Annotated in this window: 17 protein-coding genes; 12 read left to right on the top strand and 5 right to left on the bottom strand. The window is 42.8% G+C overall.

Annotated elements, in window-relative coordinates:
- Window positions 1-373: 373 nt before the first annotated feature.
- Window positions 374-1,759: an RNA methyltransferase gene (locus tag ABID99_RS28825; RefSeq protein ID WP_176628863.1), complete on the top strand. Its 1,386-nt coding sequence runs from the start codon at window positions 374-376 to the stop codon at window positions 1,757-1,759.
- A gap of 116 nt (window positions 1,760-1,875) precedes the next feature.
- On the opposite strand, the gene ABID99_RS28820 is transcribed toward ABID99_RS28825, so the two are convergent.
- Both ABID99_RS28820 and ABID99_RS28815 read right to left on the bottom strand, forming a co-directional pair.
- Entirely contained in the window at window positions 1,876-2,916 is a 1,041-nt protein-coding gene (locus ABID99_RS28820) for an IS110 family transposase (protein ID WP_091169225.1), read from the bottom strand.
- Window positions 2,917-3,371: 455 nt separating this feature from the next.
- Window positions 3,372-4,055: a porin family protein gene (locus ABID99_RS28815; RefSeq protein WP_090534850.1), complete on the bottom strand. Its 684-nt coding sequence runs from the start codon at window positions 4,053-4,055 to the stop codon at window positions 3,372-3,374.
- A gap of 197 nt (window positions 4,056-4,252) precedes the next feature.
- On the opposite strand from ABID99_RS28815, the gene ABID99_RS28810 reads away from it, so the two are divergent.
- Entirely contained in the window at window positions 4,253-5,965 is a 1,713-nt protein-coding gene (locus ABID99_RS28810; protein WP_090534848.1) for a glycoside hydrolase family 3 protein, read from the top strand.
- A gap of 71 nt (window positions 5,966-6,036) precedes the next feature.
- On the opposite strand, the gene ABID99_RS28805 is transcribed toward ABID99_RS28810, so the two are convergent.
- Window positions 6,037-6,603, bottom strand: coding sequence for a hypothetical protein (locus tag ABID99_RS28805; RefSeq protein ID WP_188834633.1), 567 nt, complete (start codon window positions 6,601-6,603; stop codon window positions 6,037-6,039).
- 82 nt (window positions 6,604-6,685) lie between these two features.
- On the opposite strand from ABID99_RS28805, the gene ABID99_RS28800 reads away from it, so the two are divergent.
- The gene (locus tag ABID99_RS28800) at window positions 6,686-9,856 is read left to right on the top strand and encodes an ATP-dependent DNA helicase (RefSeq protein ID WP_188834634.1); all 3,171 of its coding nucleotides are present in this window, start codon (window positions 6,686-6,688) and stop codon (window positions 9,854-9,856) included.
- Between the two features lie 324 nt (window positions 9,857-10,180).
- Window positions 10,181-11,527, top strand: a complete 1,347-nt coding sequence (locus ABID99_RS28795; protein ID WP_188834635.1) for a M28 family peptidase — start codon at window positions 10,181-10,183, stop codon at window positions 11,525-11,527.
- Between the two features lie 100 nt (window positions 11,528-11,627).
- Here the strand turns inward: ABID99_RS28795 and ABID99_RS28790 are convergent, their stop codons facing one another.
- A complete protein-coding gene (locus ABID99_RS28790; RefSeq protein WP_188834636.1) occupies window positions 11,628-13,055 on the bottom strand; it encodes an L-serine ammonia-lyase in 1,428 nt (475 codons plus the stop codon).
- 138 nt (window positions 13,056-13,193) lie between these two features.
- On the opposite strand from ABID99_RS28790, the gene ABID99_RS28785 reads away from it, so the two are divergent.
- Both ABID99_RS28785 and ABID99_RS28780 read left to right on the top strand, forming a co-directional pair.
- On the top strand, window positions 13,194-13,667 hold the full coding sequence (locus ABID99_RS28785; protein WP_217633233.1) for a DUF5684 domain-containing protein: 474 nt from the start codon (window positions 13,194-13,196) through the stop codon (window positions 13,665-13,667).
- Window positions 13,667-14,026 carry a DUF2752 domain-containing protein gene (locus tag ABID99_RS28780; protein WP_229701768.1) on the top strand — a complete coding sequence of 120 codons (360 nt, stop codon included), beginning with the start codon at window positions 13,667-13,669 and terminating at the stop codon, window positions 14,024-14,026. The genes ABID99_RS28785 and ABID99_RS28780 overlap by 1 nt, the downstream gene beginning before the upstream one ends.
- Here ABID99_RS28780 and ABID99_RS28775 read toward each other — a convergent pair.
- Complete coding sequence (locus ABID99_RS28775; protein ID WP_090534842.1) at window positions 14,020-14,754, bottom strand: RDD family protein; 735 nt, start codon at window positions 14,752-14,754, stop codon at window positions 14,020-14,022. The two genes, ABID99_RS28780 and ABID99_RS28775, sit on opposite strands and share 7 nt — an antisense overlap.
- Window positions 14,755-14,844: 90 nt before the next feature.
- Between ABID99_RS28775 and ABID99_RS28770 the strand changes: the two genes are divergently transcribed.
- Genes ABID99_RS28770 through ABID99_RS28745 form a run of 6 tightly spaced genes read left to right on the top strand, consistent with a single transcriptional unit; the run spans window position 14,845 to window position 20,966 of the window.
- Window positions 14,845-15,807, top strand: coding sequence for a stage II sporulation protein M (locus tag ABID99_RS28770; protein WP_090534840.1), 963 nt, complete (start codon window positions 14,845-14,847; stop codon window positions 15,805-15,807).
- The gene (locus tag ABID99_RS28765; protein WP_090534838.1) at window positions 15,808-16,680 is read left to right on the top strand and encodes a hypothetical protein; all 873 of its coding nucleotides are present in this window, start codon (window positions 15,808-15,810) and stop codon (window positions 16,678-16,680) included.
- A gap of 7 nt (window positions 16,681-16,687) precedes the next feature.
- Window positions 16,688-17,452 carry a DUF4129 domain-containing protein gene (locus ABID99_RS28760; RefSeq protein ID WP_090534836.1) on the top strand — a complete coding sequence of 255 codons (765 nt, stop codon included), beginning with the start codon at window positions 16,688-16,690 and terminating at the stop codon, window positions 17,450-17,452.
- Window positions 17,449-18,630, top strand: a complete 1,182-nt coding sequence (locus ABID99_RS28755) for a DUF4350 domain-containing protein (protein ID WP_090534835.1) — start codon at window positions 17,449-17,451, stop codon at window positions 18,628-18,630. The genes ABID99_RS28760 and ABID99_RS28755 overlap by 4 nt, the downstream gene beginning before the upstream one ends.
- 2 nt (window positions 18,631-18,632) lie before the next feature.
- Window positions 18,633-19,610 carry a MoxR family ATPase gene (locus tag ABID99_RS28750; RefSeq protein WP_090534833.1) on the top strand — a complete coding sequence of 326 codons (978 nt, stop codon included), beginning with the start codon at window positions 18,633-18,635 and terminating at the stop codon, window positions 19,608-19,610.
- A 9-nt stretch (window positions 19,611-19,619) separates the two neighbouring features.
- A complete protein-coding gene (locus ABID99_RS28745; RefSeq protein WP_373615880.1) occupies window positions 19,620-20,966 on the top strand; it encodes a DUF58 domain-containing protein in 1,347 nt (448 codons plus the stop codon).
- Window positions 20,967-20,973: the final 7 nt, after the last annotated feature.

Below are 20,973 nucleotides of genomic sequence, written 5' to 3'. Positions count from 1 at the left end.
TTATTTATTTTTTAAAGTTTTGCAGTGTTTATCTTTCTTCCCTTTCCCTCTTCAACACCGATTCTTTTACCCTTTGTATGAACTACCGCTCCTGTTTGAAGCGGCTGCAAAGGTGCGAATTTCATTTTGATTTAGCAAGTGAAAATTTCACTTTTTTTAATCTTTTTATTCGCTTTTAATTTTCAAAAAACAACGCCTCTTTTTCTAAAGCGGTCACAAATGTACACAGAAAACCATCTACCAACCAAGATATATTTTCAAATAATTAAACCTATTTTACAACTGCCTGTAAATTAAGGTAAAATACATCCCCAAACACCCTCATAATTAAGTAAAGACGGGCATTTAGCTAATGTGTATATTTGAAATGTATATGAATGAGCATAATTTCCCTCCGCATTTCATCGCATCATTGAGCGCGGAAAACGGCTTCGATGAAGAAAATTTTGTAAAAGCGCACCGGTTTGAGGAGGCTCCAACCTCTATAAGGGTTAATCCTTTTAAACCATCTGCCTTAAAAATTACACAAAATGTACCCTGGTGCGCCAACGGATATTATCTTGAAAGCCGCCCGTCGTTCACATTCGATCCTCTTTTTCATGCTGGCTGCTATTATGTACAGGAAGCATCATCAATGTTTATTGATCATATTTTTAAAACCATCAACCAAAATAATGATGATGCGGTAAAAGTACTTGACCTTTGCGCGGCACCCGGAGGTAAAAGCACCTTGCTTAATTCGGCCCTGCAACCTGCCGATTTATTAGTGGCAAACGAGATCATTAAAACACGCGTACCTATATTAACAGATAATTTGAATCGATGGGGTACAGCCAATACCATTGTCACTAATAATGACCCTAAAGATTTCGGGAGGCTGAAAAGTTTTTTTGATATTATACTCGCTGATGCCCCCTGCTCGGGCTCGGGCATGTTCCGAAAAGATCCGGACGCGATGAGCGAATGGTCGGAAGGGAACGTGAACCTTTGCCACCAGCGACAGGAACGCATACTGGCTGATATTTACCCAGCCTTAAAAGAAGATGGGTACCTTATATATAGTACTTGCTCCTACTCACACCAGGAAAATGAAGATATCCTGGACTGGCTTTGCACCGAGTTTGAGCTGGAAAGCATCCGCATACCTATTAATAAGGAATGGGGCATTGTTGAAACCCAGTCGCCGGAGAAAAAAGCCTGGGGCTACCGTTTTTACCCGGGTAAGATAAAAGGCGAAGGCTTATTTGCCGCCTGCCTGCAAAAAAAAGAAAACAGCGGCGATCTGGCCTCCTTTAAAAACAACACCCAGCAAAAATTGCCGGGCAAGGAGCTCGACCAGGTGCGCTCATATATTAATAACCCCGACGACCTTTATTATTTTAAGGTAAATGACGACTGGATGGCTATTAACCGCGCCCATAAAGAAAGCCTCAATATACTACAGCGACAGCTCTATATAAAAAAATCAGGCGTAATTATAGGTAAGCTTGCCGGTAAAGATCTGATCCCCGACCATGAACTGGCGCTAAGCCTTATAATTAATAAAGATGCAGTTTTGGAAACGCCCCTTAATAAAGATCAGGCTATCCAATACCTGCGCCGGGACAACATAGAACTATCCACAACAGATAAAGGCTGGACGCTCATGACCTATGAAGGGCATCCGCTTGGCTGGGCCAAATTATTGCCAAATCGGATCAATAATTATTATCCTAAAGAAATAAGGATCCTCTCGACGCATCCTCCGAGGGAATGGTAATATTATGCCTTTACGTTAGATTCTGTGTTGATATGCAAAAGTTATTTTTTATTTTTGAGTCTTAGGCAGCTTTATGTTAGCCTGTTTAGGGCAGTCCTTCAATTGAAGCGACTGCTCTAACTATTTTCGGATATGTGTGCATTCTGTTGAAGGTAGTCTTTTTCGAATGGTTTGTTGGTTTTGTATATAGTGTATACCATCTCCAATAATTTTCTTTGTACTGCTACAGTAGCTTTCATTTTCACGCTATTTCGGGATACGATCCGGACAAATATAGCTTTATATCTTTCTGAATGTCTTATGGCCGCTAATGCAGGTAAGTGCATGGCTTTTCGTAAATGCTTGTTCCCCCTTTTAGATATCTTGGGTTTGCCCTTAACGGATGAGCCGGATTCTTTTTCCCTGACATCCAGCCCGGCGTAACTGGTCAGCTGCTTTTTACTCCTGATCAGCTCAAAGCCGTTTGTTTCGGCTATGATCACAGTGGCCGTTAATAAGCCGACTCCAGGAATAGTGGTAATGGTAGCCAGTGTTTGTTTTAAATGTTTGTCCTGTGCTACAGCTGTTCTAATCTCAGTAAGTATTTCTTTAAGTTGTTCACCAATCATCTTTATCCTGTCCATCATTCTGCGGATAGTATCTTCCCCCGGAAAAGCTTCGGACTGTTCAGCATGTAGCTGGTTCTTGATCATGGTTCTTTCTGCAATAAGTTGTTCTCTTTCACGGGTTATCTGCCGCAGGGTCCTGAACACCCTTTTGGGTTGTACCCAGTTATCCAGTTTCTTTTCAAGTCCGAACATGGCTATGGCAAAAGACATTGATTTATCGGTAATTGTTTTGATCTCCAGTGTCTTGAAGAAGTTTGAGATCTTGTTGGGCATGACAATACTTACAGCATACCCTTTGCCGGCCAGATAATAAGCAAGGCGCTCGTGGTATACACCTGTGGCCTCCATTACATATCTTAATGGATATTGGGGGATGCTTTGCTTGTTTATCCATACTTCCAGGTTTGCAAATCCTTTTTCATTGTTTGGAAAAATCTTGTTCGCATAAACTGTTATAACTGCCTGCTCATCCATCTTGCCGATAGAAACCACCAGCTCTTTTTGAGCCACATCAATACCTACTACTTGTTTTAATAATCTGCTTGCCATTGATCAAAGTTTTTAACTGTTATAAGTGAAAACCTTTCTTCGTTTTTCCTCCTGTTGGTTATCCTGGATATACTGCCTGGTCGTATTCCTTACATTCTGTTCAAACTCAAAAAAGTAAAGGAGTGAGGCTATATCTAACGCTCAACATGCTCAAGGCTGTTTGGGATTGCTGTGCTCTCACTCTTTTCACTCATAAAATCATTACAATAATATTAGATGTAAACATAGGAGGGATTGAAGCGGATACTAGCCAATGTGGCTAAGGCCCTGCGCAGTATGAGCGGAAAGCCCGGCCGAAGGCAACGCCCTAATAAATAAAGATCGAACTTAAACTCACAAAAAAAGCTAAGCCGCAAAGTTTTGGAATCTCTTCCCCCTTTGCGGCTTAGCGTATTTGCATAAAAGTAAATGCTACATTAAAGTTACTGTGATCAATTACCGTGCTCCATTATTTATTATTGAAATTTAAACCCTAAACCAATTTGCCAAACCTGGTTACGGTAATCGGGCAGGTTTTGATCAGCATAAGGACGATTTTCACCAAGGTCGATATTATAACGACCGCGGATCTCCACATTGCGGTTAATGTCAAAACTTATGCCTACTACACCGGCAACGTAACTATGATTGGCATCATTGTCAATATGATCAACACTGGTACCTAAACCGCTTTCGTAAGTATTTTTGGTTGATGTTAAAAAGGTAAGCTGCGGACCAACCAGCAGGTTAAAGCCCCGTACCACCCTAAATTTAGCCAGTAAAGGCACATCAATATAATTAGTGCGCTGTGTAAATTTCCCGTCCCGGTCATTCACCTCATATCCTTTTTGCGAAAACAATACTTCGGGCGCAAATGATAGTGGGTAGATAATAGGCACATCAAAGGTTAAACCCGCGTGCCAGCCGGCAAGTGAACTGGAACTGTAATTGCTGTTATAAGCATCAACCGTATTTGAAACGTTTAAACCTACTGCTAAACCAACTTTGGGGGTGTAAAAATCATCATAGCGGCGTTGGGGCTGGGATCTTTCAACAACCCTGCGGGGTGGCCGGCGATGACGCGGTCCATAGTAATACCCCTGCGCGCTAACTGTCCCTACGGTAAAAAGGCACATTGCCAAGAAAAGTAATTTTTTCATCGTATTTGTCTGTTTTAAATAAGTGGCGGAAAAGTCTTTAGCCCGTTAGTTTATCGGTTACTGCCGGCTTTTCCTTCTATGTATGTTAATAACGTGATAGATTAATAAAAAACACAAAGGTTTATTAGCGGTTTGATTTTTGTAATAGTTGTAACATCATTTTCATCAAAAATTCAGAATAACGCTACATTTGGCCTATGCAAGCTTCTAAAACCCGCATTTTCTACCCGCTGATTATCATCTTCACATTTTTCACCGCCGATGTTTTTGCACAAAAAGAAAGTTATATCCAATTGTTAGGCAAACAAAACCGCTGGGTCGACTCGGTGTATCATAAAATGAGCCGCAAGCAGCGGGTTGCACAATTATTATTTGTAAGGGCGCATACCAATAAAGGGAAAGCCTATGAAGATTCGGTTGGGCAGGTGATTAAAGAGCAGCAATTGGGGGGCGTTGTATTTTTTCAGGGTGGGCCGGTGCGCCAGGCCAACCTAATCAATAAGTATCAAAAACTGGCCAAAGTACCTTTAATTATAACTATGGACGGCGAATGGGGCCTGGGCATGCGCCTGGATTCTACCATATCATATCCATACCAAATGACCCTCGGTGCCATACAGGATAATAACCTGATTTACAAAATGGGCCAACAGATAGCTTATGATTTTAAACGCCTGGGCATGCAAATGAACCTGGGGCCGGATATGGATGTGAACAACAATCCTAATAACCCCGTTATCAATTACCGCTCTTTTGGCGATAACATGTATAACGTGGCCAAAAAAGGGATTGCTTATTTTAAAGGCATGCAGGATGCAGGCTTGCTTACTTCGGCCAAGCATTTTCCGGGACATGGCGATACCAATGTCGATTCGCATTTTGATTTGCCGCTGCTTCCTTATAGTCGTAGCCGATTAGATTCATTGGAGATGTATCCCTTCCGGGAAGCTATCAATGCAGGTATTAGCGGGGTAATGATCGCTCATATGGCGATCCCTTCCTTAGATAATACGCCCAAACTGCCCTCAACCCTTTCGCGCCCTATTATTACCGGAATCCTGAAAGATTCGTTAAACTTTAAAGGCCTGGTGATATCCGATGCGATGGAAATGAAAGGGGTAACCAAATATTTCCCCAAGGGCGAAGCCGATGTAAGGGCATTTATTGCCGGCAATGATATTATTGAACTATCTGAAAACTCCGACCGGGCTATCGGCCTGATCCGTAAGGCTGTGAGGCATGGCAGCGTTAGTGCTGTTGAGTTTGAAGCGCGGATCAAAAAGATCTTAGTTGCCAAATACTGGGCAGGGCTTAATCAATACAAGCCAACTGCTTTAACCAATTTAAGCCAGGACATTAACAGCGATGCCGCCAAAACACTGGTACAACAACTAAGCGACGCCGCGGTAACCCAATTGAAGAACAATAATGTAAAGCTTAATCCATTTTTAAAAACAGCCATCGTGAGTATAGGGGTAAGCTCGCCAACGCCTTTCCAGATGGAGGTTGTAAAAAGTTTCCCGAACAGCCGCATATTTATAGTTAATAAAGATGCACCGGCGATTGAAGTTGCCAATATCCTGAACTGGCTTAAACAATACCAGCAAGTAATTGTGGGCATACATGATGCCCGCCTGCGCCCGCAAAGCAAGCTTGACTACAGCAGCGATGTAAAACTGATGATTGCCGACCTGGCATCACGCAAAAACACGGCATTCAGTGTGTTTGCCAATGCTTATACTATAGCGGGTTTGCCGGGACTTGAAAAAGCTGGCAGTTTATTGGTTTGTTACCAGATGTCGCCCGAGTTGCAACAGTCGGCAGCGAAAGTGCTTAGCGGTCGGTTAAAGCCTACCGGTAAGCTGCCTGTAAGTGTAAATGCATTTTTTACAACGGGGATGGGGTTGTAGAAAAGAGATTAGAGACTGGCGATTAGAGGTTAGGTGCGCGCAGTTATAAATAATCTAACAGCCCATAACTGTTATTTAAACTGGCTTTCAGTTAATACTTTTTTATTTTTCATAACATTCAACAGGTATTGTGCCTCTGGCTCATAAAGATCTTCTCCAAAGCAGAAGTTTCGCATGCCATAGTCAAATGCTATAGTTCCCTTTTCTTTATTCCGGTAATAAAATACGAACCAAAATTTCCTGTCAGATTCCGAATCTATTTCCCTGATCCTAAACTCCCTGCATTCATTAAGATCGTAAACTTTTTCGCGGGTAAAAAGATCATTTTTTCGGTTGATGCTGAAGGTGCCCATTCCAATTTCGATGATCTCCTTGCCCCAAAACAACCAAATTATCGTTTTTACTGCCATAACTCCGCCAAGGGCCCAACCGCCTATCCATAGCAACATGAATACGCGGCCAAATTCGTTAGGGGAATTGAAAAGTTCACCAAATGCAGATGCTCCAAAATATCCCCAAAAAGTTATCCAGCAACAAATCCATATAATGGAGATATAATTTCGTTTTACAGGAATAGTAATTTTGAGATACTCGAAATTATCCTCAACTATCGCCCGCCCCTGATAAGGTTTTTCCATGGTTAATATTATGGCCTAAATATCATATTTATTATCCTGTTTGCAAATGCAGCAGCATCCTTTTTTATCTTTACTAAATATTATGCAATCTACATTCAATAAATATAACGCTAAATTTCAGGAAGCCTTAGCCGGTTTAAATCCCGAGCAATTGGCCGCGGTTAACAAAATGGATGGCCCTGTACTTGTAGTAGCCGGCCCCGGTACAGGCAAAACGCAGATCCTGGCAGCGCGGATAGGCAAAATCCTGACTGATACAGACGCTTTACCCAGCGAAATCCTGTGCTTAACGTACACCGATGCCGGCGCAGTGGCCATGCGCAAACGTCTGTTCGAATTTATCGGCCCCGATGCTTATCGTATTAATATATATACATTCCATGCTTTTTGTAATGAGATCATCCAGGAGAACCTCGAGTATTTCGGCAAGCTGAATTTGGAGTCGCTTTCCGACCTGGAATCAGCTATGCTATTCCGGGAACTGGTTGATGAGTTCCCGAACGATCACCTGCTGAAGCGTTTTACGGGCGATATTTATTATGATGTTCCCCGGCTTAAAAGCCTGTTCAGCACTATGAAGCGGGAAAACTGGAACGCCGAAATGATTGAGCAGGCGGTAAATGACTATCTTGAAGATTTGCCTAACCGCGAGGAATTTATTTATAAACGGGCTAATGCCAAAGCAGGCATCAAGATTGGTGATCCCAAACAAAAAGATATTGACGCTGCGCATGATGTGATGAAAAAACTGCTGGCTGCTGTTGGAGAGTACCAAAACTATACAGAAAAAATGAAAAGCCGCGGCCGCTATGATTATGACGACATGATCATTTGGGTGTTGCGCGCGTTCCGCGATAATGAAGAAATCCTTCGTAAATACCAGGAACGTTATCAGTATATTCTGGTAGATGAGTTCCAGGATACCAGCGGATCGCAAAACGAGTTGCTGCGCTTTTTGCTTAATTATTGGGATACCCCGAATGTTTTTGTGGTAGGCGATGATGATCAGTCGATCTTTAAATTTCAGGGAGCCAACATGAAAAACATCCTTGATTTTGCCAATGACTATGTAGATACACTATACACCGTAGTGCTAAAACATAACTATCGCTCCAGTCAGCAGATCCTCGATATTTCAAAAGCGCTTATCGACAACAATTTTGAACGATTAACCAGTCAGCTTAATTTAGATAAAGCTTTAAAATCGTCGCACCCGCGTTTTAATAACCTGTTGGTTGAGCCGGTGATCCGGGAGTACGAAAACCCTGATAAAGAACTGGTTGATGTATCGCTACAGATAAAACAACTGGTGGCTGATGGCGTGCCCCCCGGCGAGATAGCAGTTATCTATCGTAATCACAACCAGGTTGAGGAAATGATCAAATTCCTGGATGTGCAAAAGATCCAGGTAAATACCAAACGCAAGATAGATGTGCTTACCCAACCCTTTGGCGAAAAAATCATCAACATACTGCGTTACCTGGCCATGGAGCTCGATTCGCCATACAGCGGGGATGAATTGTTGTTTGAGATCATGCATTATGATTTCTTTAACATCCCCCCTATTGAAATTGCCAAGGCAAGCGTTGCTGTGTTTAAAGAAAACTTTGGTACCCTGGCTTACAATCAGCCTAAAACTTCTATCCGCCGTTACGTAAGCGAGATGAGGCCACCCAAACAAGCAGACCTTTTTCACCCCGACCAGCAACAGGAGATGCGGTACCTGGTAAGCAATATTGATTACCTGCTCAAAGAGTCGGTTAGCGTTACGCTGCAACAGCTTTTTCAAAGTGTGATAGCCAAAATGGGCATCCTGAAATATATCATGCAGCAACAGGATAAGGGCAGCTACATGCAAATGCTTACCAGTTTTTTCGATTTCCTGAAAGATGAAAGCCGCAAAAGGCCAGACATCAACCTGCCTGATTTGATCTCGACCATCGAAATGATGAAGAAACATCAGATCCGCCTGGAGCTTAACCAAAGCATCTTTTCGGAGAATGGTGTCAACTTCCTCACGGCACACGGCTCAAAAGGCCTTGAGTTTGAATATGTGTTTTTTATTAGCTGCGACAAACGTACCTGGGACAGTAAAGGCCGGAACAGCGGTTTCAGCTATCCCGACACACTTACCCGCTCCGCCGCTGATGAAATTGCACAGAAAGAGGAAGCACGCCGTCTGTTTTATGTGGCGGTAACGCGTGCCAAGCAGCACCTTATGATCTCATACGCTGCCAAGGACAGGAAAGACAAAGACCAGGAGGCAAGCCAATTTATAGGCGAGATATTAGCCAGCACCAATATGCAGGTACACTATCCTAAAGTGGATGCCATGGATATGATCGAGTTCCAGGCAACCCAATTCAGCGAAGCCGAAAAACCAAAAGTTGAATTACTGGATAAAAACTACATCAATCAGCTGCTGCAGAATTACACCCTATCAGTAACCCACCTGAGCAGTTACCTGGACTGCCCGCTGCGGTTTTATTTTCAGTGTTTGATCAGGGTGCCATCGGGTAAAAGTCCAGCGGCTACTTTTGGACAGGCGGTACACTGGGCACTCAACAAAACTTACAGGCAGTTGAAGGATAATGATAACGAGTTTTTGAGTACGGAAAATTTCATGCGCGAGTTTAGATGGTATATGGCCCGCAATCGCGATTCATTTACTAAAGATGAGTTTAAGCTGCGCTCAGCATATGGTGAAAAGATCCTCCCCCCCTACTACGAACAAAATGTGCCACACTGGAATAAAATAGCGGTAACAGAACGATCTATAAAAAATATTGAAGTAGCGGGTGTTCCTATTAAAGGTAACCTGGATAAAATTGAATTTGACGGCAAGCAGGCTACGGTTGTCGATTACAAAACCGGCAAGCCTAAAAATGCAAAAGATAAACTACTGCGCCCAACCAATGATGCGCCAAACGGAGGCGATTACTGGCGACAGGCTGTTTTCTATAAAATACTGATAGATCATGACCGCACTACCGACTGGCAGGTGATCAGCACCATTTTTGATTTTGTTGAACCCATAAGCGATGGTGAATATTACCGCGAAAAATTTGTGATAACACCGGAAGACATAGAGACAGTAACCGGGCAGATTAAGGACACTTATGAGCAAATCATGGTCCACAATTTCAGCACAGGCTGCGGCAAAAAAGAATGCGATTGGTGCCATTTTGTAAAAAGTAATTTTAAACAAGCCGATGAGATTTTGGGGATTGTTGCGGAGGAGGAAGGGGAATAGTTTTTTCTTAAAAAATTACTACCATACCATATGAAACACATCCTCCCGTTTTGCCTTTGGCGGTGTGATCACATTGACCACAAAAAGAAACGACAGGGGTTAACAGGGTTAACACAAATTCGAATATTTCTTAATATTAATCTAACAATCAGCTATTTATAAAAGGTACAGAGTTACACTAAAAATGCCCTGTGATCGGTGTTACCACCTTAAACGTACAAATTTAAACTCGCCATAGGAGAAATCGCATCACGTGATTATTACAATATGTTTCATTCTGCAAATTCATTAATTCCATAAATTCGGGTTTCAGACATACATCATATGAAACACATCCTCCCATTCCTCCTCCTCATCCTAACCTTGCCTGCCACTGCCCAAACCATCATAAAACAGGACGCTGGCATTAAGCAAATGGTTGATGAGGTATCAGCCAAAAACATTGAGGCTACCATCCGCAAACTGGTTAGCTTTAAAAGCAGGCACACGCTGAGCGATACAACCAGTAAAACCACGGGCAGCGGTGCAGCGCGCAACTGGATCAAGGCCGAAATGGAGAAATATGCTTCGGAATCAAACGGGAGGATGACCGTACAGTTTGATACGTTCACACAGCCTAAAGGTACACGTATCGATAAACCCATCAAGCTCAAAAACGTACTGGCCACACTGAAAGGTACCGATTCTAATGATACACGGGTGTACCTGGTATCAGGACATTATGATTCACGCATTAACGATGTGATGGACGCCAACGGTGTTGAACCCGGCGCCAATGATGATGCTTCGGGTACCGCCCTTTCTATGGAGTTAGCCAGGGTAATGGCTAAAAGATCATTCCCGGCTACTATTATTTTCATGACAGTGGTTGGTGAAGAGCAGGGTTTGTACGGATCTGCCAACGTAGCCAAACGGGCTAAAGCAGAAAACTGGAATGTGGATGCCATGCTGAATAATGATATCGTTGGCAATACTTACGGCATGGAAACCGACCTGAAAGATAACCGCAGCGTACGTGTTTTTAGCGATGGTGTACCTACGGCAGCCACCGATAAACAAGTGGCAGCTTTGAAATCATTGGGAGGGGAAAATGATAGTCCGTCCAGACAACTGGCGCGTTACACTAAAGAAATTGGAGAGCGTTATGTTGACCAACTCGATGTGAAGCTTATTTATAGGCGCGACCGCTACCTGCGCGGCGGTGATCACCTGCCATTTTTGGAACAAGGCTTTACAGCTGTAAGGTTTACCGAAATGAACGAAAACTTTAACCGCCAGCACCAGAACATCCGCACGGAAAACGGCATTGAATATGGCGACCTGCCCGATTTTGTAGATTTTAATTACGTGCAAAAGGTAGCCCGTATGAACCTTTCAGTATTGGCTAATCTTGCTTCGGCCCCTGCCGAACCGCAGAATGTAGGCGTTATTACCAGCGATTTGACCAATAAAACCAAACTAAAATGGGAAGCTCCCGGCACCGGTAAAAAGCCCGCCGGTTATTATGTATTGATGCGTGAAACCATCAGCCCCTATTGGGAAAAGAAATTCTATGTAACCGATACTATAGCTACGTTGAATTACTCAAAGGATAATTACTTCTTCGCGGTACAGTCTGTTGATGCTGAAGGGCACGAAAGTTTGCCGGTGTTTCCGAAGCCGGTGAGGTAGATAATCAAAAGATTGTAGGTTAGATAATGGACATTAGATTTTGCACTCAAGAAAAATGAATTTTTTGAATTTGATTCACGGCTGTTTAAGAAGTGAGTAATTAGCACTCCGGCAAACTGATAGGGATATTAATTGCCAATCCGCCATCACTTGTTTCCTTATACTTTGAGTTCATATCAAGCGCGGTTTGCCACATCGTTTTTACCACTGCATCAAGGCTTACCTTCGCTTTTTCGGGATTGCTTTGCAACGCCAGTTGTGAGGCAGTGATAGCTTTGATAGCACCCATGGTATTACGTTCAATGCAGGGGACCTGTACCAACCCACCAATCGGGTCGCAAGTGAGGCCGAGGTGATGTTCCATGGCTATTTCGGCAGCCATAAGTACCTGGCGTTGGGTACCGCCCATACATTCGGTTAATGCTGCCGCAGCCATGGCAGATGATACGCCAATTTCGGCCTGGCAGCCGCCCATGGCTGCCGATATGGTAGCGCCTTTTTTAAAGATGCTTCCGATCTCGCTGGCAGTAAATAAAAAATTGATGATCTTTTGTTCGGTATTGCCATCGCAAAAAGCAATATAATATTGGAGCACTGCAGGAATAACACCTGCGGCGCCATTTGTTGGCGCAGTTACCACACGGCCAAATGAAGCATTCTCCTCATTAACGGCTAATGCAAAACAGCTTACCCAATCTAAAGTATTTTTAAAGCTATCGCCGGTATTCCTGATAGCTGCAACCCATTCCTCATAATTGCTATATTTATTGTTGCCGATGAGCTTTGCGTTTAATTTTGCGGCGCGCCTTGCCACATTTAACCCGCCAGGCAATTGGCCGGTAGTGTGACATCCCCGGTAAATACACTCTTTTAATGCCTTGAAGATATTCAATGCCCCGGTACGGGTTTCCTGTTCGCTGCGCCAGGCCAGCTCGTTTTCGGCCACAACTTCCGAAATCCGAAGACCTGTTTTGATACACCAGTGCAGCAGATCGGCTGCGGTATCAATCGGGAAGGGAAGGTCAACCTCCGCTTTTGATTGCCCTGAAGCACCTTCCTTCACCACAAAACCACCTCCTATCGAGTAGTATGTTTCAGAAATTGCCTTTCCGGTACTTAAAAATGCCTGAAAAGTTACCGCGTTTGGATGATAAGGTAAGCTTTCGTTAAACAGGAACAGCAGGTCATCCTCAGCATAAAAACTCAATGGTAAAATACCACCGATGATCAGTTCATGCGAGCTTTTGATCTGCTCAATTTTAGGTATTACCTGGTCCACCTCGAAAGTAACCGGGTCATCGCCGCTTAAACCTAATAATATAGCTATATCCGTACCGTGCCCATGACCTGTTTTGGCTAATGAGCCATATAATAAGATCTTAACCTGCTGCACCATCGGCAGTACCCCCTGTTGCTCAAGCGACTGCACAAACTGCTGCGCGGCACGCCAGGGGCCAAGCGTATGCGAGCTCGACGGGCCAATGCCTATCTTAAACATATCAAAAACCGAAATCTGTTCTCTTTGCATCAAGTCAAAATTAAGGATAAATTATAATTACAGGTTCTATAATAAATACGTTATGCTAGTGCTTTTGATAAAAATAATTTATAATTTGCGTTGAACTTAAACAAATAATACACTTAAACTTAAACACTAAACAAAATTATGGATTCTTACACTTCTTCTTCCGACATGTCTGCGGGCATGGCTGGTGCTATTTTTGGTGCATTTTTCATCCCGTGCCTTATAATCTGGGTTATCGTGGTGATTAGTAGTTGGAAAGTGTACACCAAAGCAGGAAAACCTGGTTGGGCGTCAATCATTCCAATTTACAACATCATTGTACTACTTGAGATAATTGGAAAACCTATATGGTGGATTATCATGCTTCTGATCCCTTGCGCTAATATAATTTTTGGTATTTGGATGATTAACCTGTTAAGTAAAAGCTTTGGTAAAAGTGAAGGTTTTACAATTGGTCTGATTATCTTCCCGTTTATTTTTTATCCGATTCTTGGATTTGGAAGCGCAACCTATTTGGGTCCATCTGCCAAAGAAGCACAGGGCGCTGCACCATTTAACCCAAATGATTACCGCGATCCGTTCAATAATCAAAACCCACCTCCACAAAACTATTAATGTGGGTAAATAATATCATGATATATGCTTCCTGCAGCCGGTTAGGGTTTATCCACTGGCTGCAGGGGCATTTAATACCCTGTCCCTTTAAATATCTTACAGGTATTGATTGCCCCGGCTGCGGCTTTCAGCGCTCGGTAGTAGCACTCATCCAGGGCGATTTCCAAAAAAGCTTCTTCCTATATCCCGCGGCTATTCCGCTAATCCTTTTTTTTATCTACGGCATAGCCGATGTTATTTTTAAACTCGATACTGATAAAGCCGTTGTAAAGAAAACCATTTTTATGATCAATGGTAGTATCGTGCTTATCAGCTATGTTATAAAGATGTGGCATCTTTATAATCACGTTGCTTATTGATAAGGCTCAGACATGGCGCTTACATGGCTGTAATCTTTAATAATAGCCTGTAAAAACTGCAGGTCGTTCATATCGGGAGGCAGTGTGGCTATTTTCAAATGCTCTTTTAGTTTTGTTGCCATATTGTAAACCACAACGGCATTATGTGTTTTCATGTAATTATGTATCACGTCGGCTATCAGCCTTACATCGTTATCGTTTAGCTCAGCTACTTCTTTAAAAGTAGGTTCATAATCGTCACCCGATGGCCTGAATGTTAAGCTGTCTATTTTGGTACGCGGATGTGTTTTTACCATAGCTGTTCCGGCAACCACATCACCTATACGCTGGCCGTTTTCAGTCACCAGGGCACAAAGCAGTGCGCCAAGGTTAAGGGTAATGCCAAAATCAACCATGCGCATCAGCCATCTTAACAGGTACTGTCCAAAGCGGGGACGGTTACCATTGAGGCTGATCACCCGTATCTTCATTATCCGCTTGCCAACGCTTTGGCCATTAAGCAGCGTTTCGCAAATCAAATCGTAAAATACAAATATCGCCGCCATGATAATTGCGCACGTTACCAGCACGCTTTCGGGCATTTTTCCGATGATCAGAAAAATAAAGATGAAATAGAAAGCAATGAAAATGGCGTAATCAATTATCCGGGCAACTATCCGTTCGCCGAGGCCGGCTATTTCATAGTCTATATCAATATTTTGTGTTGTGTGTACGGTTATGGTTTGCATCTTAACAAAGATAAATTTGTTAGTGTAAAATATGATTGCATATTAAAGATTTGTGAGTATTTTAACAAAAAATAAAACCTGCTTTTTAAAATGCGTGAGGCGCTGTTTATCAAACAAAATACCGAAAAATGGAAGGCCTATGAAACCAATAAGCCAACGGACCCGGATGAGCTTGCTGCCGCATTTATAGCCATTACCGACGACCTGGCCTATTCCAAAACTTTCTTCCCACAATCAAATACAACAAAGTACCTTAACGGTCTTGCATCAACGTTTCACCAGGACATTTACAAAAATCAAAAGGAAAAAAGTAACAGGTTTGCAGCTTTCTGGCGATACGAACTGCCGCTGCTTTTTTTTCAGCATCGCAGGCAGTTATTGTATTCGCTTATCTTCTTTGCGGTTTTTACCTGTATGGGAGTGCTTTCGGCCAAATACGATAATCATTTTGTACGGCTTATCCTTGGCGATGATTATGTGAACATGACCAATGATAACATCGCGAAAGGTGATCCTTTCGGTGTATATAAAAGCAGTTCTTCGGGCCTGATGTTTTTCCAGATAGCCATCAATAATGTTTATGTCGAACTGCGCTTTTTTGTGATGGGCTTATTTTTTTCTGTTGGTTCATTATACGCCAGTTTAATGAACGGCGTTATGCTTGGCTCATTTCAGTATTATTTTTTCAGCAAGGGACTTGGAATCCAATCCATACTGGTGATCTGGATCCATGGTACGCTTGAAATGTCGTCGTTTATTGTGGCCGGTGGTGCCGGTTTAGTACTTGGTAACAGTTTGTTGTTTCCCAAAACGTATACCCGGCTGCAATCATTAAAAAAAGGGGCGCTTGAGGGCTTGAAAATTACAGTAGGCCTTATTCCCATCATATTGTTAGCCGCTTTTTTTGAAAGCTTTGTAACGCGCCATACCGAAATGCCTGTTTGGTTAAGTATTATTATATTAGCTTCATCATTACTGTTCATGATATGGTATGTGATCCTTTACCCCGCAAAATTGAATAAAAACCTAAACTATATTAATACCGATCATTAAATGAAATATATTATTGAACTGAGGAGGATCCGTGATTTTGGCGAAATAATAAATGACACCTTCACCTTCCTGAAACAGAATTTCAAACCGCTTTTTTCGTCATTACTCGTTATCTGCGGCTTTTTTGTGCTGGTTGGTACTGTTGCCACTGCATTTTCACAATTATCTGTTTATGACAGTCTTGATCCAGGCGCTAAAGGCGACTATAACAGCACCCTCAAAGTGGGTATAAGTGCTGCAGCAAACGGTTTTGTGATGATGCTGGCGCAATTTTTTATATACCTTACCACCCTGTGTTTTGTCGCAGTTTATCTTGAAAAAAAAGGAGATAAACCAACGGCACAAGACGTTTGGGGTTATTTTAAATATTACTTTTTCCGTTCGTTAGGGAGTGGTCTTTTATTATTCATCCTGCTCATTTTCGGTTTTTTATTTTGTATAATACCAGGCATATATCTTACGCCGATATTTTACCTTATTTTGCCTACCATGATCATGGAGAATGCCTCATTTGGATACTCATTCAATAAAGGCTTCCGGCTTATAAAAGATCACTGGTGGATGGTTTTTGGGATCATATTTGTTTGCTCGCTGATAGTAAGTGTAAGTAATTCAATTGCCAGTATACCTTTAATGCTTGTTGCCTCATTGCGGATCCTCGTTTCTTTTAAATATCTTTCAATAGCAGCAGTGATATTTTTCAGTATGCTTCAAAATATTTTACTACTTACTTATGCTATTCCAACCATAGCCATTGCCTTGTGTTATTTTAGCCTCCAGGAAAGAAAAGATGGAACCGGGATCTTAGAGCGTATAGAAGCATTTGGCACACATGCCGATAAAGCCGACGATCTGCCTGCCGAACAATACTAATTGAGTTATGCCTAAACCGATACTAATCCTTTTCATACTGTTGTGCTTTACCCTCAATCCGTCGGTGGCTAAAGTTGGCGGAAAGGCTATTCCCTTAAAAACAGACAGCGTTTTTAAAAAGAAGGCCGCGGTTGTGCGTATGGATAGCTCGAAGGTGAATGTACGCCGTTTTAATGAAAATGCACTTGATAAATACCGGGCTGACAAGGAATATCAGTATAACGACAAAAGTATAGGTAATGAGTTGTCGTTCTGGGATAGGTTTTGGATGTGGTTTTGGCGTACCTTATTTGGCAGCTTAAGCATAAGCTCCGGCTTTGCTGGTTTTCTTAAATACTTCTTTTTGATACTGGCCGTTGGTGCACTCATCTTTTTTGTAATGAAGTTGCTGGGTATGGATATGGGCAACCTGCTGCTGGGTAAGTCGCGCAAAACACCACTGGCCTATACCGAATCGACTGAGAATATCCACGAGATCAATTTTGATGAGGAAATTGACAGGGCAATTTTAAACCACAATTACCGCTTAGCCGTTCGCCTGCTTTACCTGCGAAGCCTGAAGCAGCTTAGCGATGGCGGCCTTATCCAGTGGCAACCCGAAAAAACCAATTCGGCTTACGTATATGAGCTTAACAATCCATCTGTACGGCAATCTTTTGTATCGCTAACCAGGCAGTTTGAATACGTATGGTATGGCGGTTTTAATATCGATGGTGCTGCTTTTGGTAATATAAACCAGTTGTTTCAAAACTTTAAAAAACAGCTGTTATGAAGGACCTTAAGATTTACTTTATAATAGCCACAGTATTGTTTGCCGTTTACATAGTGGCAAACATGAATAAGCCCAGGGATATTAACTGGACGCCTACGTTCAGCAATACCGATAAAATCCCTTATGGCACGCGGGTACTTTATGAGCGTGCCCGGGATATTTTTCCCGGTGCTGTGATCAAACCTAAACGCCAGGCCATTTACAATACTATTGCCGAAGATTCCATCAAAGGCTCATCATACATTATCATAGCCGGGGGGCTCAATATTACCAAGCCCGATTTTAAACAGCTTAAACAATATATTACTGCCGGTAACGACGTCTTTATCGCCGCCGGATTTTTAGGGGCCGATTTTGAAAAGGAACTTAAAATAAGCATCACTAATAAATTTGCGGTTAATGGAAATACTCATACGTTAATGCATTTTGTAAACCCGGCCCTGTCGCCCGAGGTGAATTATTTTGTTGATAAGGGTTTAACAGCAGGCTATTACGATAAATTTGATACCGCACATGCAGTAGTTATAGGTGAAACGGACGACCATAAGGCCAACTTACTGAAGTATCCGATGGGGAAAGGCAACCTGTATTTAACGCCCAATCCGGGTATGTTCACTAACTACAGCTTGTTGAAGCCTCAGGGGGCCGAATGGGCTTCTACTGCTTTATCCATGGTAAAGAAAACACCGGAGATAGTTTGGGACGAATATTATACTCAGGGTACCGGTGAGAATGACTCGCCGATGAGGGTATTCCTTGGGAATACGCAGTTAAAAGCGGCTTACTATCTGGCATTGTTTACCTTGCTGATATTTGTGCTATATGAGGCGAAAAGACGTCAGCGCATTATCCCAATTATTAATCCGCTCGAAAACTCAACTCTTGATTTCGTGAACGTAGTAGGGCAGGTATACTATGAACGAAGGGACAACATTAACATCGCCCGGAAAAAAATGCAGTATTTCTGGGCTTTTATACGCGAAACTTACCGGATAAAAGCAAACCGGCCAGGTCCCGAATTTGTAGAAGAACTGGTTAACCGTACCGGTGCAACCGAAGACCTTGCCCGTGAATTGTCCGGTGCATTTATCTTCATCAGTACTCATGACATTGTAACAGATCAAGAGCTCATCAGGCTCAACCAACTTATTGAACAATTTTATATCCAATCCAGGTAAATATGGAAAACGAATTTTTTGAACAACGTACCGATCTATCTAAATTAAGCACTGCTGTTGAGCAAATAAAAGCCACGCTGGCAACCATCATCGTAGGTCAGCATGATTCAATCGATCTGCTTATTGCGGGGATCCTGGCCGATGGGCATATCCTGATTGAAGGTGTGCCGGGCGTTGCTAAAACACTTACCGCAAAGCTTATTGCCAAAACTATAGATGCCCGGTACTCCCGTATTCAGTTCACACCAGATCTAATGCCATCAGATATCCTGGGAACCTCTGTTTTTAACCCTAAAACAACCGAGTTTGAATTTAAACAAGGGCCTATTTTCGGTAATATTATCCTGATAGATGAGATCAACCGTGCACCGGCAAAAACACAATCGGCCTTGTTTGAGGTAATGGAGGAGCGGCAGCTTACCATTGACGGGCACCGCTATAAAATGGAAGAGCCTTTTACCGTTTTTGCAACACAGAACCCGGTTGAGCAGGAAGGTACCTACCGCCTGCCTGAAGCCCAGCTGGATAGGTTTTTGTTTAAGATAGAAGTGAAATATCCAACGCTTGAAGAGGAAATAACTATCCTTAGTCGTCAGCATCAGCAAAAAACAACCGATCAGCTAAGCCAGGTGCAACCTTTACTCGCCGCTGCTGATATCAACCAGTTGCGCAACCAGGTGAGGGCCCTGCATGTAGAAGATAAGATCCTGGAGTTTACAGCTAAAATTATCCACGAAACACGTAACAGCAAATCCCTGCAGTTGGGCGGTTCGCCGCGTGCGTCGCTGGCTATTGTTAATGGAGCCAAAGCGCTTGCTGCTACCAGGGGGCGTGATTTTGTTACCCCCGATGATATTATTTATGTTGCCGCCCCTGTGCTGCGCCATCGGATTATGTTAACGCCTGATAAGGAGATGGAAGGCGTAACGCCCGACGAGGTGATAACCCAGGTAATACAAAAAATTGAAGTGCCACGATAGTAAAAGCGCGTGAAAAAACTATTCCGACTATTTTATACCAACTTGTTTTTAACTAACCGTTTATTCGGCGCGGTTGCTGCCTGTGTGGTATTGTATTTACTTTCGTTTTTCTTCCCCTGGCTGGGCATTGTGCCTGATATAGCTTTCTACGCTTTGCTGGCCTTGTTAATTGCCGATCTGTTCATCTTATATCGTTTAAGCGATGGTGTATTTGCCAAACGCCTTGCCCCTGAACGCTTAAGCAACAGCGACGAAAACGAACTTAGTATTTATATCGAAAACCGGTATAGTTTCAGCATTAACACCGGAATTATAGATGAGATTCCCGCACAGTTTCAGAAACGTGATATTTGGTTTACTACAACCCTTGCTCCCGGCGAACGTAAGCAGATTAATTACATGCTGAGGCCAACCCGCCGGGGCGAATATGAGTTTGGCTTTATCCGGGTTTTTGTGCGATCGGCTATTGGTCTGGTATCTAAACGTTACAATTTTGAGCAGGCTGAGACTTTGCCCGTTTATCCTTCGTTTTTACAAATGCGTAAGTATGAACTGATGGCTATATCAAACCGGCTCACCGAGATAGGCATTAAGAAAATCAGGAGGATTGGCCACAGTATGGAGTTTGAACAGGTAAAATCCTATGTTCCCGGCGATGACTATCGCACCATAAACTGGAAGGCCACAGCTCGGCGGGGCGACCTGATGGTAAACTCCTATACCGACGAAAAATCGCAGCACGTTTACTGCATCATCGATAAATCGCGGGCTATGCGGATGCCTTTTGAAGGGTTAAGTTTATTGGACTATGCCATTAACGCAAGCCTTGTGCTATCAAACGTAGCCCTGCTTAAAGAAGATAAAGCGGGCTTAATAACTGTAGGCGAAAAAATAGGTTCTATAGTGCCTGCCGATAAGAATTACGCGCAGCTTAATAAGATAATGGAGGTTTTATACAAGGAAAAAACCCGGTATCTGGAAACCAATATGGAGGCCCTTTATGTTACAACACGCAGGGTATTAAAACAGCGTAGTTTGGTGGTGTTCTTTACAAATTATGAAAGCCTTTCGGCGTTACAGCGACAGTTGCCATTTTTACGCAGGATAGCTAAGTTTCACCTGCTGTTAGTAGTCTTCTTTGAAAATACGGAATTAAAAACCCTGAGCGAACAACCGGCCAAAGATGTTGAAGGCATCTACATAAAAACCATTGCCGAAAAGTTTGCTTACGATAAAAAGCTGATGGTTAAAGAGCTGGCCAGCCACGGCATTCAGTCGATACTAACATCCCCTCAAAACCTTACCATAAACACAGTAAACCGCTACCTGGAAATAAAGGCGAAGCAAAAGATATAGATGACCA

This window comes from Mucilaginibacter sp. OAE612 (genome assembly GCF_041806395.1).
GTDB lineage: Bacteria > Bacteroidota > Bacteroidia > Sphingobacteriales > Sphingobacteriaceae > Mucilaginibacter > Mucilaginibacter rubeus.
The sequence above is the reverse complement of the archived record's forward strand: the minus strand, read 5'-3'. Positions and strand labels throughout refer to the sequence as shown.